This window comes from Methylobacterium sp. AC690 (assembly GCF_979256535.1).
The window spans coordinates 22,681-36,291 of sequence record NZ_CEEDOX010000030.1 but is presented as its reverse complement, the minus strand read 5'-3'; the positions used below and the strand labels follow the sequence as shown (position 1 = coordinate 36,291).

The following is a 13,611-nucleotide window of genomic DNA, read 5'->3' as shown; positions in this document are numbered from 1 at the left end:
ATGAACACATCCGCGATGCCGGCCCGGGCCAGGATGTCCGCCCGGTACGTCTCGCAAAACCAGCCCCGCGCATCGCCAAAGCGCGTGGGCACCACCCGCCGGACCGCCGGAATCTCCGTCTCAATCACCTGCATGCCCGGGGGACCTCAAGATTTCAAACCTAAGTACTCAGTTCAGCTGCCGAAAAATAATTTTGACAAGCCACAATATTACCTTAGCTGACCAACTATTTTTTGAGATTTCACGAAAAAAACCAAAATTTTTAATCAGTATACACCGATAAGATCAAACCTTAAAGAGTATTTTTGCAACCGCGGTCTTGACCAGGATTGCGAAAATCTCGATTAAGAAATGATTACATGACGCAAAATTTTAAAATGACAAAACTATCTGGCGATCTTCCAAAAATATTCAATGCTCGATTTTAGGCTGATGACTAGCGTTTCTCGTGGGGTTTCGAGAACACGTCCTACCAAAAAGATTATAACTTGCGCCGGTAAAGTGTAACCGACGCAAGTCAGTACTAAAGATTGGACTGATGAAGAAATGCTATATTTGTCTTCATGAAGACGCCTGTATATTTGAGAGGGCGACTAAAACGGGCTTTTGTACGAGATGCCTTCAATAGAGCCTGCTGAAAGACCAGATAGCCTATGAGCATTCAATTTTTTTTGCAGATTTATTTCCTCGACTGGTATTTCGTGTCTTGCAGCCCAAATTTCGTCATTGATGTTAGCTTTGATGATTTCATCAGTCAAATTAGCAGGAGCTAAGTCGTAACCGAATATCTTACGGAAGTACTCAGCATCCGTCCTAGCGCGTTCAAACGTTTGTATTTCATTGTAATCATGCGAATGATAAACTTGAGCCTTATCAACGTAAATCTTATGATATCCCGCCGCAATAATTTTTTCAGCCCAGGCTTGATCCTCGCCGTAATCGATCTCGGGATATTTGATCCTGTCCCACACAGACTTTCTAATACAAGCATTGTTATCGCTAAAATAGTGCAATTGCTGCCTATGAGCAATGTTGCCGGAAGCATAAAGCTCAAAATTGAGAAATTTAGAGGTAGACAATGGTCCATTTTTGATGTTGTCGAAGTGATTTTGGATATCTCTCGTTGTAAACGACGAGGCTTCCGGCCATGGAATATGGCGCCCGAATGCGCCCGCCGCTTTGGGGAACCGATCCATTATGGTTGCATAGTTATATAGTAGATAGTCATCAACCGGGAGAGCGTCCTGCGTAAGCACAACTATGTATTCACCGGAGGTATGCTCTATAGCGTAGTTACGAGTTCGCCCATGTTGGAATTCTCCCTTGCCAATTTTAAGCGGTTTAATCGAATCTCCAAGACTAATAAGGTACTCCCAGGTTCCGTCACTGGAAGAGCTATCTACAACAATAATTTCGAACTTCCAAGGCGCCTTTTGAGAGCATAGCTTATCTATAACTTTCTTTATAAGAGCACCTCCGTTGTAGGATGGAATAATAACTGAAACTTTAATCTCAGTTTCATTCAAAAAGCTGGAACTATCGTTTTGTTGTACGTCCACGCCTAAATAATTTCTTATTGCATCATCAACGTTCTTAGCTGACTTCTGCCACGAAAATTGAGAAGCCCAGTTGTAGCCAGCTTCTGCCAAAGATTTACGTGCATTTTTATCTAGTATCAAACGAGCCACTTCTTCAGCAATATCATATGGGCTTGGGGAGGCGCGAACGACGACATTCTCAGGAAAGATTGCTCTGGTACTTTCTTGATCTAGCTCAATCACAGGAAGTTTGCAGGCCATCATTTCTTGCGGGACAAGTGAATAGTTCGTTGCTGAAAAACAAATACCGATATCACAAGAGGAATAGAGTTCGGACAATTCTTCAGGAGAAAGAATTCCGTTGTTTGTTGCAGAGTACCTAGCTGAAGAAAATCGTTCGTCGGTACCAAAAAATTCCACATGGAAATTGTCTGTTTTCTTTGCAAGCTCGTCAAGAGCTAGAAGACCAAGTTCTACGGCACGTCGAGTTGTATGCTGACGTGCATAAAAGGCGATTTTTATCTTCTTATCATGAAGATCAGGCTTGATTTTCGGACTATAAACTTCATCTACACTAAGCATGAATGATTTTGCCCAGCGACCATACTTCGTTGTCATTAAAAGTTCTAACCACGGGCTTGCGCAAATACACGCAAGTTCAAATTTGTATGTATTTTCAGCAAGGATATACCTGGATCCCTTAGCATAAAATAAAGGTTCATAATCTTGGATAAAGTAAAACTTAGCTGCTACATTCTTAGCTGAATTTACTACGTAAGCTGTATCCCAACTTGTGGCTACCAGAACATCAGTATCCGTAAATTCGGTACTGTCTGTGAGGAACTCCATTTTTGCTCGGCAGATCTGGTAGGATTGTAGCAGAATTCTCTCCCTTTCCTCTAAGCCCCTTCCCGCAATTGCATCTTTAATGAACACAGCGCAGTCGTAACCCAGAAACTCGAGCCAGCGAACCATTCGAAAAATAGTCATGTGGCCACCACCACCGGCATAAAAATCTGGTATTATCCAGTTGATAGTGATTTTCTTGAGATCTAAGCTGCGCTTATGACCCAACACGTCTGTTACTGGAGTTTTCGAATTCTGAGAGTACTGAGCCACCGAAAGCAAATCGCTTTCTTTGATTGGGCTGGCATTGTGAGAGCGCTTAACCTTTGATCTTCCTGATGACTCGTGAGGCAATAGATGCTGTGACTTTCCCCAAATTACATAGTGAAGCAACGGATTGATATTCATATGAAGAACGCCAGGGTACGACTTTACATAGAAGTCGGAGTCAAACCAAGCATTTGGGCTGCGGCCTTCCTTCCAGCCAAAACTACAGTAGTGATTTATTGGAGATACATCTTTTCTCCTCATGTCTTCATATAGATTTCTATAGAAAGTTTCGTCGAAATGAGGCTCCATTAATTTGATTGCAGCGCTACTATCTTTCCAATTTTCAGAACCAAAATCGCATAGTTTAGCAATGGGATGGGGAAACCTTCCTTCCGCACTGCCGATAGAGAGGTAATGATAGTAAGGATTTACCCCACTATTGCGAACATCACTATTTGTAGTAATATAAAAATTAGTATCAAAGTCACGGGTCGGTCTTAGGCCAAGTTTCCAGCCTGATAGGCAAAAATGGCAAACAGGATCGATCGTGTTTACATCAACGTCAGTCAGCTGTTCGCGATAAAAAGACTTATCAAAATTTCTTGCTATTAATTTATATTCATCTGTTACGATGAATGGATTGACTCTTCCATCATTCGCAAAAGCTTTTCGTCCCTCAAGTCTCCCTTTCTTTATGTAATGGATAAAAGGGTTTGTGCCCTTACGTTTAACATCTTTGTTGTGCTTCAGGTAAAAACTTGTGCTGAAATCCGGTGCTGGATCAAAATTAAGCCTCCATCCCTCTTTAAGATAATGTTCTACAGGGTCGTTATCTGCAAGCGTTCCGGCATATTTTTTCAAGTAAAAGCCTACATCAAAACTTTGTCCAATTACGCTGTAGTCGCTTACAAAATTGGATATTGTACCGTTCGGCTTCGGAAGGCGACCCTCTCGCCTTCCGTGGGTAATGTAATGAAGAAAAGGATTGAAACCTGCCGTTGTTACATCTTCGTTTTCGCTTAAATAATATGTGGTTGAAAATTCGGGTGATGGATCAAGCCCCATCCTCCAACCTTCGGACATGAAGTGATGGACTGCATCAACTCCACCTGACAAAGAAGGGAAGTTTTCGCGATAAAACTTTTCGTCAAATTCCGCGGCTATGGCCCGATAATTTTGGTTCGTAGTTTTATTTTGCTTAATTAAAGATGTATACGACTTAAGCTTTGTTCTGACGTTGTTTAACATGCGTGCCTCTTCTGTCGATAACTGCTAAGATATTACTTGGGTTTACTATATCTATTTCGTATTAACGATATAGTAAGACTCAGACATGGTATTTTACAATATTCGTATTCAAGAATATATATCAAATATTGGAATCTAGATCGTAAAACTGAATTTTGCATTTTGTCAAAGTTCTAATTATATTTCTTAGAAAACCTCGGTCGCTACATCTAAGAGACATCGAAGCTCATTTCGCTGCTTGACATACCGGGTGCACAGCGAGAGATCTAGACGGCATTTTAATTTTTCGATGCTGCAAAATCTTTCAAGCCTGGGGGCTGCCGTTTTGAGTCCTACCAATGGTTCGACCCCATTTGTGGCGTATCACGTTGATGGTGGCGTCGATCAGACGATGGTTTTGACGGCGGCTCGGGCTTGTTGCTTATCCGATCGCGCGGAGTTTGGATTCCCGTGGGCGGAGTGCTGCCGATTGGTATTATAGGTCTGGTCGATGCTTGCCTGCCCGCGTTCGATGGCCGCGGTACCAAGCTAGATGTTTGGTCCCGGCATGTGGTGTGACGGATCGAGCCTGAAGCGTTCTGGCTCTTTCGTCCAAGTGTGGCAGATGAATTCGTATGGCGTGAGGCCGCGCAGGGTCTTGAGCCGACGACCGTAGTTGTAGGCATCTACGAAAAGCTGCAGGTGCTGCCGGAGCTCGTCATGGCTGGCGTAATGGTAGCGCTTGACCGTGGCGTCCTTGATAGTTCGGTTCATCCGCTCGACTTGACCATTCGTCCACGGGCAGCGCGGCTTGGTCAGGCGATGCTCGATCTTGGTCTGCACGCTGAGCCCAATCGAACGAGTGCCAGCGGTAGATGCGCGGCCGATCCTGGATCGCCCAGTAGGCGGCCGCCTTGGCTTCAGCCTCCTCGTCCAACGGATGATTGTCGGTGAACTGGATGCCATAGCACATCAGGAAGATGGCTCGACGGTTCTGGGGCGGCGCGCGAAGCCACATTGAGCGCAGCGTGCCGCCCTGGGCGGTCATGGCCGATCAACAGGTCTCTAGAGTGACGGTGTTCGAAGCCTCATTCCGGAGACGGATCGACCATGACCAGATCACAGCTTACCCCGCCAGAGGGCATTCTCGTAGCCATCGACGTCGCCAAAGCCCGCAACGAGGTCCTGATCGAGGCGCCCGGCCTTCGCCGTCGCCGGCTGAGCGTCCTCAACACTCGTGCCGAGCACGATCGCCTGATCGCGCTCCTGTCCAATCTCGACCAGCCGGTGACGTGCGGCTTCGAGGCGACCGGCAACTATCATCGTCCCATCGCCTGGCGCTTGTTTCAGGCCGGCTTTGCCGTGCGCCTGATCTCGTCCGTGGCGCTCGCCCGGACCCGTGAGGCCCTGCACAACGGCTGGGACAAGAACGACCCCAAGGACGCGCAGGTCATGCTGCACATGATCCGCATCGGTGCGACGCAGGTCTACCAGGATCCGCTCGCCGCCGGGATCAACGACGTCCAAGAGCTGTCCAAGACGCACGATGCCATCTCGAAGGCCAAGACCGAGGTGCTGCACCGGATCCTGACCCACTACCTGCCGCTCTACTTTCCGGAGGTCGACCGCTTCCGGCACAACAGCCGCTCGGACTGGTTCTTCGCCTTCCTCGATCGCTTCCCCACGCCTGCCAGCATTACGGCGCTGAGCAAGGAGGCGTTCGTTGCCGCTGCCTGGGACGTGGTTGGGCGCAAGGTCGCCAAGGCGCAGCTGCTCGGCGACATCTACGAGACAGCCCGCAGCTCGATCGGCCTGCCGGTGCCGCCGGATGCTCCGGCGGTGAGCATGTTCCGGCTCGTCATTGGCGAGGTGCGCGGCCTGATCCAGCAGCGCGACGCCATCGAGGTCACGGCCGACGCTCTCCTGACAGACAACTCCGACTACAAGCTGCTGCGTCGCATCCCTGGCATCGGCCCAATCAACGCCCTCACCATCCTGGCTGAGGCCGGCGATCTGCGCCGCTTCAGCCATCACCGACAGTTCCTGAAGTTCTGCGGCCTTGATCTGGCCACCCAACAGTCCGGCACCTTCCGCGGCCAGACCAAGCTGTCGAAGTACGGCAACGCCCGGCTCCGGCGTACGCTCTGGCTGGCTGGACAGGTGGCCATCCGGCAGCGGGAGAACAGCTTCCGTGACAAGTTCGAGCGCTACATCGCCCGCGACCGGCACGATGCCGACCTGCGGCGCAAGGCGCTGACAGCAATCACCGCCAAGATGGCGCGCGTGGTGCACGCCGTCATCAAGACCGGTGACGACTACCGGCCCTTCGTTGAGGAGCCGGTGCCAGGCGGGAGAACCCCTCTCAATGGAGCCGTGAGGGCGTGAGAGCCACGACCCTGTAGATAATGCTCGGGTCTCCTGCCTGGATTGGCATCTCGTGTTGAGGACGGTGAGGACCACGGTGCCGCGTGCATCGGCTGGATCCTGTGTTCGCTATGGCCGAGAGTTCTTCCGGATCGGCAGGAGCCGCCTGGATCGACGTTGACGACAAACTCGCCGCGGGCGCATGTTCGCGGACAGAGACCTGTTGCCTGGCGAGCCGTCCTTCCTCGCTACGTAGGACGTTGTCCGTCAGCAACGTGTGGATCGTGTACAGCACGGCGGCGACTAGATCGTGTAGAAAGGCTGCCGCAATGCGTTGCGTCGCCTTCTCGTGCAGTTGGACGAAGGCAAATTTACTCGTGCGGTCGATGGCCACGAACAGGTGCAGCTTGCCCTGTTCGGTGCTGACTTGTGCGATGTCGATGAGAAAGTAGCCGATCGGGTAGGCTTCGAAGCGCGAGCGCTTAGGTTTGTCGCCATCGATATCCGGCAGGCGGCTGATGCCGTGACGCTGCAGACAGCGATGCAGGGACGAGCGGGTCAGATGCGGCAGGCTCGGCTGCAGCGCGTAGAGGCAGTCATCGAGCGGCAGCAGGGTATGCCGCCGGAAGGCCACGATCACCGCCTCGTCCTCCACGCTCAGCACGGTGGAATGAAGCTCCTTCGGTCCCATCCGCGCATCCGTGCTGGTCTGGCGTGAGCGCCACTTCTGCACCGTCGTGGCGCTGATGCCGTAGCGCTTGGCAGCGGCCCTTACGCTCTCTTGACGAGCTTGGATTGCGCGACGGACCGTCTCAGTCGTCGTGGCGCTGCCGTGAAGAACCTGTCCCATAGCGCGTCCCTCCATGCGGTATCAGTCGTACCACCACACAGTGGGACCGAACAGCTAGATGCACGATGAGGACGCTTAGCTAGCGTCTTCGGCTGGAGCCGAGCAATTCGATCAACACCTCGTTGCGAGGCTCGGCGACTTCAATAGCGACACATACGCCGGTAGGCAGCGAAAGCGGAGGTTTGGCAATGGTCGATCCATCTCCCGGAACGAGGCTTCAAGCACCATGAGCCTAGAGATCGCTTGATCGGCCATGACCGCCTAGAGCGGCGCGCTGCCCCAGCATGGATTCGCGCGCCACTCCAGAACCGTTAAGCCATCTTCTTGATGTGGTATGGACCTGACTTTAACGCTCGATCTGTCCGAGAAAGGATCGGAGCAGTCGGCTCAGAAACTACCTACAGCGAGCCAGGCAGCCCTTGGGAGAACGCTGACCTATGAAAGCGTCCACGTGAAGCTGCGCGACGAACTCCTTAACGGCGAGGTGTTCTGCACACTAAAGGAAGCCAGCGTGGTGATCGAGCAATGGCGGAGTCACTACAACAGTGCGCGCGCCCCATCAGCGGCACGAGCCGCACATCGGACGTGTAGACCTTCTGGTTCTTCACGATGCCCACCGCCCAGCGCAGGTTCATTTCATCTAAGCCGCGACGGAAAACGGCGCTGACGCCGTAGCCCGCATCTGCCAGCACCGTGCCGAAGCGCAGCTTCTCCGCCCTTAGCCGATCGAGTTCCCACAGGGCGATCTCATCCTTGCTCCGTGGCACGGTCGCGCGCTTTGGCACGCCGGCCTGCAAGCACCGGTGTGGATCGCTCGTCGGTGCCTCGTGCAGGAACAGGCGAAGGCCCACCGGTACGGGGACTTGGTCCTGCGCCAGGGTAAGGGAGACCAGGGACTGGTAGTTGGCCTGTTTGCCCAGCGCGCCTCCGTTTTTGCGCCCCACTCGACCGAGCGCGCCCTTCTTTCGCAGGGCCGTGTCGTCGATCAACAGGCAGGCTTCGGGTCCGCCTACAAGCCGATCCACCTGACGGGCCAGCTCCGTCCAGAGCGGCGCATCATCTCAGGCTGGGCTGGCGATGGGGTGCCGCAACTGGACGTGGCCCGACAGCCCTAGAGGGTGTTATGAACTGGCCGCGAGTTGAGCGGCTTGTTTGAGCATGAGGCAGACGAAGGCGACGATGTGGAGATCTGCGAGCGTACTGGGATAGCGCTCGTAGTCCTTGACGAGGCGTCGGAAGCGGGTCGCCGAGGCGAAGGAGCGCTCCACCACCCAGCGCCGCGGTAGCAGGACGAAGCCGCGCTTGGCCTCGGGCAGTCTGACGACCTCCAGTTCGATGCCGTGCTCGCGGGCGGACTTGGCCGGTTTCTCACCGGTGTACCCCTGGTCGACGTAGGCCAGGTCGATGCTGTCGCCGGTGGCGGCCTGCACGGCCTCGGCCAGACGCCCGACCTGGGCGCGATCGTCGGCGTCGGCGGGCGTGACGTGCAGGGCCAGGAGGTGGCCGAGCGTATCGACGGCCAGGTGGACTTTCGAGCCCTTCTTGCGCTTGGCGCCATCGTAGCCGCCCCGCTCGCAGCTCTCGGGCGTCGACCGCAAGGTCCGACTGTCGAGGATCGCCGCGCTGGGCTCAGGCGAACGTCCGGAGGCCAGACGCAGCAGCGCGCGGAGGTCGTCAGCCAGTTGCTCGAAGCAGCCGGCCGCCAGCCAACGCTGGGCCTGCTGATAGACGGCTTCCCAGGGTGGCAGGTCATTGGCATCCACCGCCACGGTGCGCCTGTCTTCACGACGTAGCGCAGGCCGTTGAACACCTCGCGCAAGCTATGCTCGCGCTGTCTCGCATCCTCGCGCAGCAGCGTCAGGTAAGGGGCGACCAGCGCCCACTCATCATCGGAGACATCGGATGGGTAGGATCTGCGCGAAGAGGTCATGCCCCTTCATCTGGAATCCTCGAACAACGGGTCCATAACAGCCTCTAGGCGCGTCGCCATCGGCTGCAGGCTCTTGCGATCTCCCGGCCCCAGTAGACCCCGGAGGTAGAGAGGCGATAAGGTCCGTCGGGTCTTGCGTCCCATCGCCGTAAGGAATGATACCAGCTACGCATCAAGTTCGTTTATCTCTTGGCGATCAAGATCCATCGCTGCCTCCTGAACGATCAAACCGACGACGCACTACAATCCATCGAAGTGCCCATGTAATGCTCGAGGCTGTTATGGACCTGCGACGGCTAGCTACGCAGTTGTCGCGGACAGACCTCGTGATCTCCATGAGCTTGGCTATTTGCCATTACCTCGCGCTGGCGGGCAGATGTTGTTCCACCTAATCAGCCGGCTCTACGAGCGCACGTCCGTGCTCGTCACGACGAACCTGCCGTTTGGCGAATGGCCGAATGTGTTTGGGGATGCGACGATGACGACGGCCCTGCTTGACCGGATTACCTCGGTTGACCATCAACCCAACGATACCCACACTTTGACATCGCCCATGACAAGTCATCTTGAGAGCAACATGCCAAGATGGTGCCAGCCTCTGTAGTTGAAACAGCGCTTCGTGCCACCCCGCCTCTAGACGTGCATTGTTTGCCAAAATACTCAGTTATAAAGTACTAAATCTGCGCTCTAAGCTGAACATTTAACATCTCACAAAAGAAACAAGACCCCATAAGTACTGATCTAGCGAAATACCGAGGCAAATTACTAGATAAACTTGTGGTGTCCCTCCACTATAATGGACGCCGACTCATTTGAAAGTTCCAGCAATTCCTTATTTCTAATTAGACTCGAAATTATTTGTAAAGAATCATCTACATTTGAAAAGTCCAAACTGATTGGCAAGCCGTCTATTTCATAATTCCACCAACAAAGTTCATTAAACTGTCGAATTTTTTCATCGTCAAACCGCTTCTTTATGACCCTTGCTGGAATGCCAGCCACAATAGTGAAGGCATCGACATCCTTGGTTACTATTGATCCCGCTCCAATTACGGCTCCATCGCCAATCGTTACGCCGGCCATAATCGTTGCTCTACCTCCGATCCAGACATCGGAGCCGACTGTCACAGTCCGCGCTATATGGTCGTTGTAAGGGTTAGTCGACTTTGCCAATATCAACGGGTGGGTGGAAAACCAATCATGCGGATGTCTATTTGGAGAAATGTATACTCCATCACCGATAGAGCAATACCTTCCTACTTTGCAATGCCTAATATCGCTACCAGGATTGACAAAAGAATGGGCTCCCAAGTGCACTCCACCCTCTAGTCTGGTGCCATAAACATTGACGCGCCTTTCCAAATTTATAAAAGCGTTATAGGCTTTGCTGTCGACGATGGAGGATTGTATCTTCTCAAGCTTTATGCGATTTCTATCTTCGTTCAAATGCATCCCACAACTCCCCTCCAATTTCTTATTTCCAAGCTTGTTTGCCTCAGTGAGAGTATCATAAAGCCGCCAAGGTTGGGAATCTCCGCTGAGCCGATTTTTGCATCAAGGTCGTCTAGCGCTATAAGGCGGAAGGAAGGTTCAGGCTTGGGTAAATGCGTCCAAGATCGCAGAGGCTGGTTTGGTCCAAATGAAGGGCATTGAACTTCGGTCGCGCTTGGGGAATTTGCAGTTGATGGTCGCCTGATGATCGAGGATGCCGCTGAACGTGCCCCGCTGTGGGCGGCAACAAATCAGAACGGGGAAGAGGCCCTCAACGGCGTGGAGCCATGAAGCTGATGATGGAGGGAGGCGGAACGTTCTACGCAGAACCTGGATCAGCCCGACCGCCTAGGGCAAGACTAAAATAATGGACAATCTATTCCAGTCATGAGGTACGTCACGCAGAACGGGCAGGCACGTCGGAAAAGCGCTCAGCAAAAACTTTAGCTCGCGTGTCGATTCGTCTAACCAGAAGCAACGACCGACGACCTAAAGCTAGACGCGCCGGAAACCGAGCAACATGGGAGCGGCACGATTCCCATAGCGGCTTGCAATGAAGTGAGATGGTCTCTAGCAGTTTGGGCAGGCCGTGACAGCATTTTCCAACCTCACGAGCAAGCCTATTTGGTCGATACCGTGGTCGAGACGATCGACGTTGGTCCCGAAACGTACGAGGCCCAATTACTCTAAGCAAGGGCGCATTCTGCAGTCCCATCTTGGATATCTTTTACGTCAATGCTGCCGGCATCAGAGAGAGAGTTAAAGCGCGTTCTCAACACAGATATGCAGCTGGCACCAGTTGTGATCGAATGGACCCGCCGTCCCGTTTTGTATGATCTTTGACTCGTAAATTACCTGACAACTTGTAGGGTGCCAAGTATATGTATTTCAAATGAACAACTATCCACAAGATGCTCCTGCGGCATTTAATTGTAATATAGAAGTAAATCGTTGGTAATATGATGGCTGCTTATTATCTTAGAAGATATCGACATATTGATGTGCAAGGATTTTCTGGACAGGCATCTCAAAGTATCTTGCGCGCTTGCCGTCGATCGAAAACAGATTATTTTCTGTAAGCAGAATGTTATGGGCATCTCAGCCCAAAATTTGAAAAGTAATATGATATATTATTGGATCTCCCAAAGGGATAATTTTAATAACAAATCTATTGGGGGTGGATTTATCCAGCAATAGTGAATTCATATGTAATCATTGAGGATTTGTCGGTTTGTATTTTGAAATATTGGATTCAATAATATCCATGGCTGACCCTAATAAGTAAGTGTAATCGTTAAGATCACACAGCATCTACTATGAGGAAAAAATGATTACAGTGAGTGACACCCACGACCTTCAAAAAAAATTCGGTCTGCTAGCTTACACCAATACGAATAACTTGGGAGATGAAATTCAGAGTCTTGCGGCGAAGAATTTCATAGGATCCTCTTTTGTATACATCGACCGTGATGATTTAGTTGACCCTGGTTTTGACCTATCGAAACTGAGAACTATAGCTAACGGATGGTATATGCAAGACGTCAGCAAATGGCCACCACGATCAGACGCAAATATGCTTTTGACATCTATCCACATTTCAAAATACCCTGGCAGGGTTGACCCCAGACGCTCAGCTCACGACGTGTTTCTTAGCGAAGAGAATATCCAATTTTTAAAAGATAGAGAACCAATAGGAGCAAGGGATCTTGATACCTTAAAATCGCTCGAGGAAAGAGGTGTCAAATCTTACTTTTCAGGTTGCTTGACCTTGACCTTACCCCGGATTGGGTACCACAGAGACGAAGATCTTATAGTAGTGAATGACGTGCCGCAGGATGTAATTGCTCTCATCCGTCAGAAAGCTTACTCGTTCAAAAAAATACTAGTTGTGTCTCACTATGAACAAGAGGGAGCCTCCCACGACCGGAAATTTGAGTTAGCGCAAAAATTGTTAACGATCTACGAAAAAGCAAGTCTTGTGATTACGTCCAGGCTTCACTGTGCCCTCCCTTGTTTAGCACTTGGCACTCCGGTGGTTCTGCTCGACTTAGCTACTGACCAAGAACGCTTCGCGGGATTGAACACTTTAGTTCGACATTGTACTATCGAGAAGTTTTTTTCCGAAAACATCGTTAATTTTAACGAGCCTGAACCAAATAAAGATGACTTTTTGAAACTATCTCGTCAGCTAACAAAATTAGCTATTGATTATACGAAATAGTACTGCCGCGCTGTTTGGAATCCCGTTGGTGACTTCGGGTGACACATTTAATACGAGCGCGAACTATCGAAGTGACGGCGATAGCTGCGTTGAGAGCGACGATCCCGACGCGGTCGTCGATCATCGGCCCGACCGCTGCGTGTGCTGTGGCGGCGCCCTGCACGGAGTTCCTCTTACCTAACTCGGGAGCGGGCGAGCGGATCGAATTGCCGGAGGTGACACCGGTGGTGACGCAGCAGCTACGGTTGGCCGTGCGCTGCCCGACCTGCGGGGTGCAGGTCGTCGCGTCGGTGTCGGAGGCGGCGCGGGTCACGCCGTTCGGCCCACCTACAAGGACCTCAAGGCCGTGGCGGCTCCGCCGAATGACACTTATCGTTCGCAGGAGGCCGCCACCGGCGAGGCGGCTTTGGCCCTCTTCGAGGCGGACGAATGGGGCCGGAAGTACTCGGCCATCGGCTGGAGCTGGAGACGGGCCTGAAGCAATGTAATGCCGTTCTACACCTCCCCGGGCGAGGTCCGGCAGATCCTGTACATGACGATCACACCGATGCCCTGCAGGCGACACTGTGCCAGACCGTGAGCGCCCGGGTTCACTCCCCGATCGAATAAGCCGCGTTGAGGCTGCTCTACTTGCTTTTCAACCGATCCGAGAATGCTCTGATGATCGCCTCGCGTGAGCGGGTCATGGCCAAGGCGCCGTTCTCCGTCATCGTCTACGAACGCTTAACCCCGGCCATGGAGGCCTGATGTTCAATTGGCCGCCCACCACGAAATCCTTTGAAAGTCCCTGCCGATCCGAGCCAGACGTCGAACCGTTCCATCCTCCGGCAGCACCGCCTCGGCGAAGATGCGGTGGATGTCTAATCCCACAACT

General features: G+C 52.1%; 7 protein-coding genes and 8 pseudogenes. 7 read left to right on the top strand and 8 right to left on the bottom strand.

Features of this window, described 5'->3' with window-relative positions; genetic code table 11:
- The 3 genes and pseudogenes from AC0IY1_RS24075 to AC0IY1_RS24065 form a co-directional block, all read right to left on the bottom strand.
- The coding region (locus AC0IY1_RS24075) for a dTDP-4-dehydrorhamnose 3,5-epimerase family protein (protein ID WP_471773021.1) at positions 1 to 134 on the bottom strand (134 nt) is incomplete at its 3' end.
- Positions 135 to 593: 459 nt separating this feature from the next.
- A complete protein-coding gene (locus AC0IY1_RS24070) occupies positions 594 to 3,902 on the bottom strand; it encodes a rhamnosyltransferase WsaF family glycosyltransferase (RefSeq protein ID WP_471773017.1) in 3,309 nt (1,102 codons plus the stop codon).
- 528 nt (positions 3,903 to 4,430) lie between these two features.
- Positions 4,431 to 4,712: pseudogene (locus tag AC0IY1_RS24065) on the bottom strand (integrase core domain-containing protein); the annotation flags it as partial.
- A gap of 279 nt (positions 4,713 to 4,991) precedes the next feature.
- On the opposite strand from AC0IY1_RS24065, the gene AC0IY1_RS24060 reads away from it, so the two are divergent.
- The gene (locus AC0IY1_RS24060) at positions 4,992 to 6,266 is read left to right on the top strand and encodes an IS110 family RNA-guided transposase (protein ID WP_471773015.1); all 1,275 of its coding nucleotides are present in this window, start codon (positions 4,992 to 4,994) and stop codon (positions 6,264 to 6,266) included.
- Positions 6,267 to 6,504: 238 nt separating this feature from the next.
- On the opposite strand, the pseudogene AC0IY1_RS24055 reads toward AC0IY1_RS24060, so the two are convergent.
- Positions 6,505 to 7,095, bottom strand: a pseudogene (locus tag AC0IY1_RS24055) (transposase family protein); the annotation flags it as partial.
- A gap of 336 nt (positions 7,096 to 7,431) precedes the next feature.
- Between AC0IY1_RS24055 and AC0IY1_RS24050 the strand changes: the two are divergent.
- A pseudogene (locus AC0IY1_RS24050) lies at positions 7,432 to 7,660 on the top strand (integrase core domain-containing protein); the annotation flags it as partial.
- Here the strand turns inward: AC0IY1_RS24050 and AC0IY1_RS24045 are convergent.
- The 3 pseudogenes from AC0IY1_RS24045 to AC0IY1_RS24035 form a co-directional block, all read right to left on the bottom strand.
- Positions 7,644 to 8,210 (bottom strand): annotated as a pseudogene (locus AC0IY1_RS24045) (transposase); the annotation flags it as partial. The pseudogenes AC0IY1_RS24050 and AC0IY1_RS24045 overlap by 17 nt on opposite strands.
- Before the next feature lie 6 nt (positions 8,211 to 8,216).
- A pseudogene (locus tag AC0IY1_RS24040) lies at positions 8,217 to 9,025 on the bottom strand (IS5 family transposase).
- A gap of 45 nt (positions 9,026 to 9,070) precedes the next feature.
- Positions 9,071 to 9,169 (bottom strand): annotated as a pseudogene (locus AC0IY1_RS24035) (transposase); the annotation flags it as partial.
- Positions 9,170 to 9,318: 149 nt separating this feature from the next.
- Here AC0IY1_RS24035 and AC0IY1_RS24030 point away from each other — a divergent pair.
- Positions 9,319 to 9,629: pseudogene (locus AC0IY1_RS24030) on the top strand (ATP-binding protein); the annotation flags it as partial.
- Positions 9,630 to 9,790: 161 nt separating this feature from the next.
- Here AC0IY1_RS24030 and AC0IY1_RS24025 read toward each other — a convergent pair.
- Positions 9,791 to 10,477 carry a CatB-related O-acetyltransferase gene (locus AC0IY1_RS24025; protein WP_471773013.1) on the bottom strand — a complete coding sequence of 229 codons (687 nt, stop codon included), beginning with the start codon at positions 10,475 to 10,477 and terminating at the stop codon, positions 9,791 to 9,793.
- Between the two features lie 1,375 nt (positions 10,478 to 11,852).
- On the opposite strand from AC0IY1_RS24025, the gene AC0IY1_RS24020 reads away from it, so the two are divergent.
- From AC0IY1_RS24020 to AC0IY1_RS24005, 4 genes and pseudogenes are all read left to right on the top strand, one after another.
- Positions 11,853 to 12,737: a polysaccharide pyruvyl transferase family protein gene (locus AC0IY1_RS24020; protein ID WP_471773011.1), complete on the top strand. Its 885-nt coding sequence runs from the start codon at positions 11,853 to 11,855 to the stop codon at positions 12,735 to 12,737.
- 73 nt (positions 12,738 to 12,810) lie between these two features.
- Positions 12,811 to 13,063, top strand: a pseudogene (locus tag AC0IY1_RS24015) (IS66 family transposase); the annotation flags it as partial.
- A 20-nt stretch (positions 13,064 to 13,083) separates the two neighbouring features.
- The gene (locus AC0IY1_RS24010; RefSeq protein WP_471773023.1) at positions 13,084 to 13,215 is read left to right on the top strand and encodes a hypothetical protein; all 132 of its coding nucleotides are present in this window, start codon (positions 13,084 to 13,086) and stop codon (positions 13,213 to 13,215) included.
- A gap of 137 nt (positions 13,216 to 13,352) precedes the next feature.
- Positions 13,353 to 13,484 (top strand): hypothetical protein, encoded by a 132-nt coding sequence (locus AC0IY1_RS24005; RefSeq protein ID WP_471773009.1) that lies wholly within the window; start codon positions 13,353 to 13,355, stop codon positions 13,482 to 13,484.
- Positions 13,485 to 13,611 lie beyond the last annotated feature (127 nt).

Coding starts and splice junctions, on each gene's coding strand:
- AC0IY1_RS24060 (WP_471773015.1), top strand. CDS start 4,992: ATGACCAGATCACAGCTTACCCCGCCAGAGGGCATTCTCGTAGCCATC.
- AC0IY1_RS24070 (WP_471773017.1), bottom strand. CDS start 3,902: ATGTTAAACAACGTCAGAACAAAGCTTAAGTCGTATACATCTTTAATT.
- AC0IY1_RS24025 (WP_471773013.1), bottom strand. CDS start 10,477: ATGCATTTGAACGAAGATAGAAATCGCATAAAGCTTGAGAAGATACAA.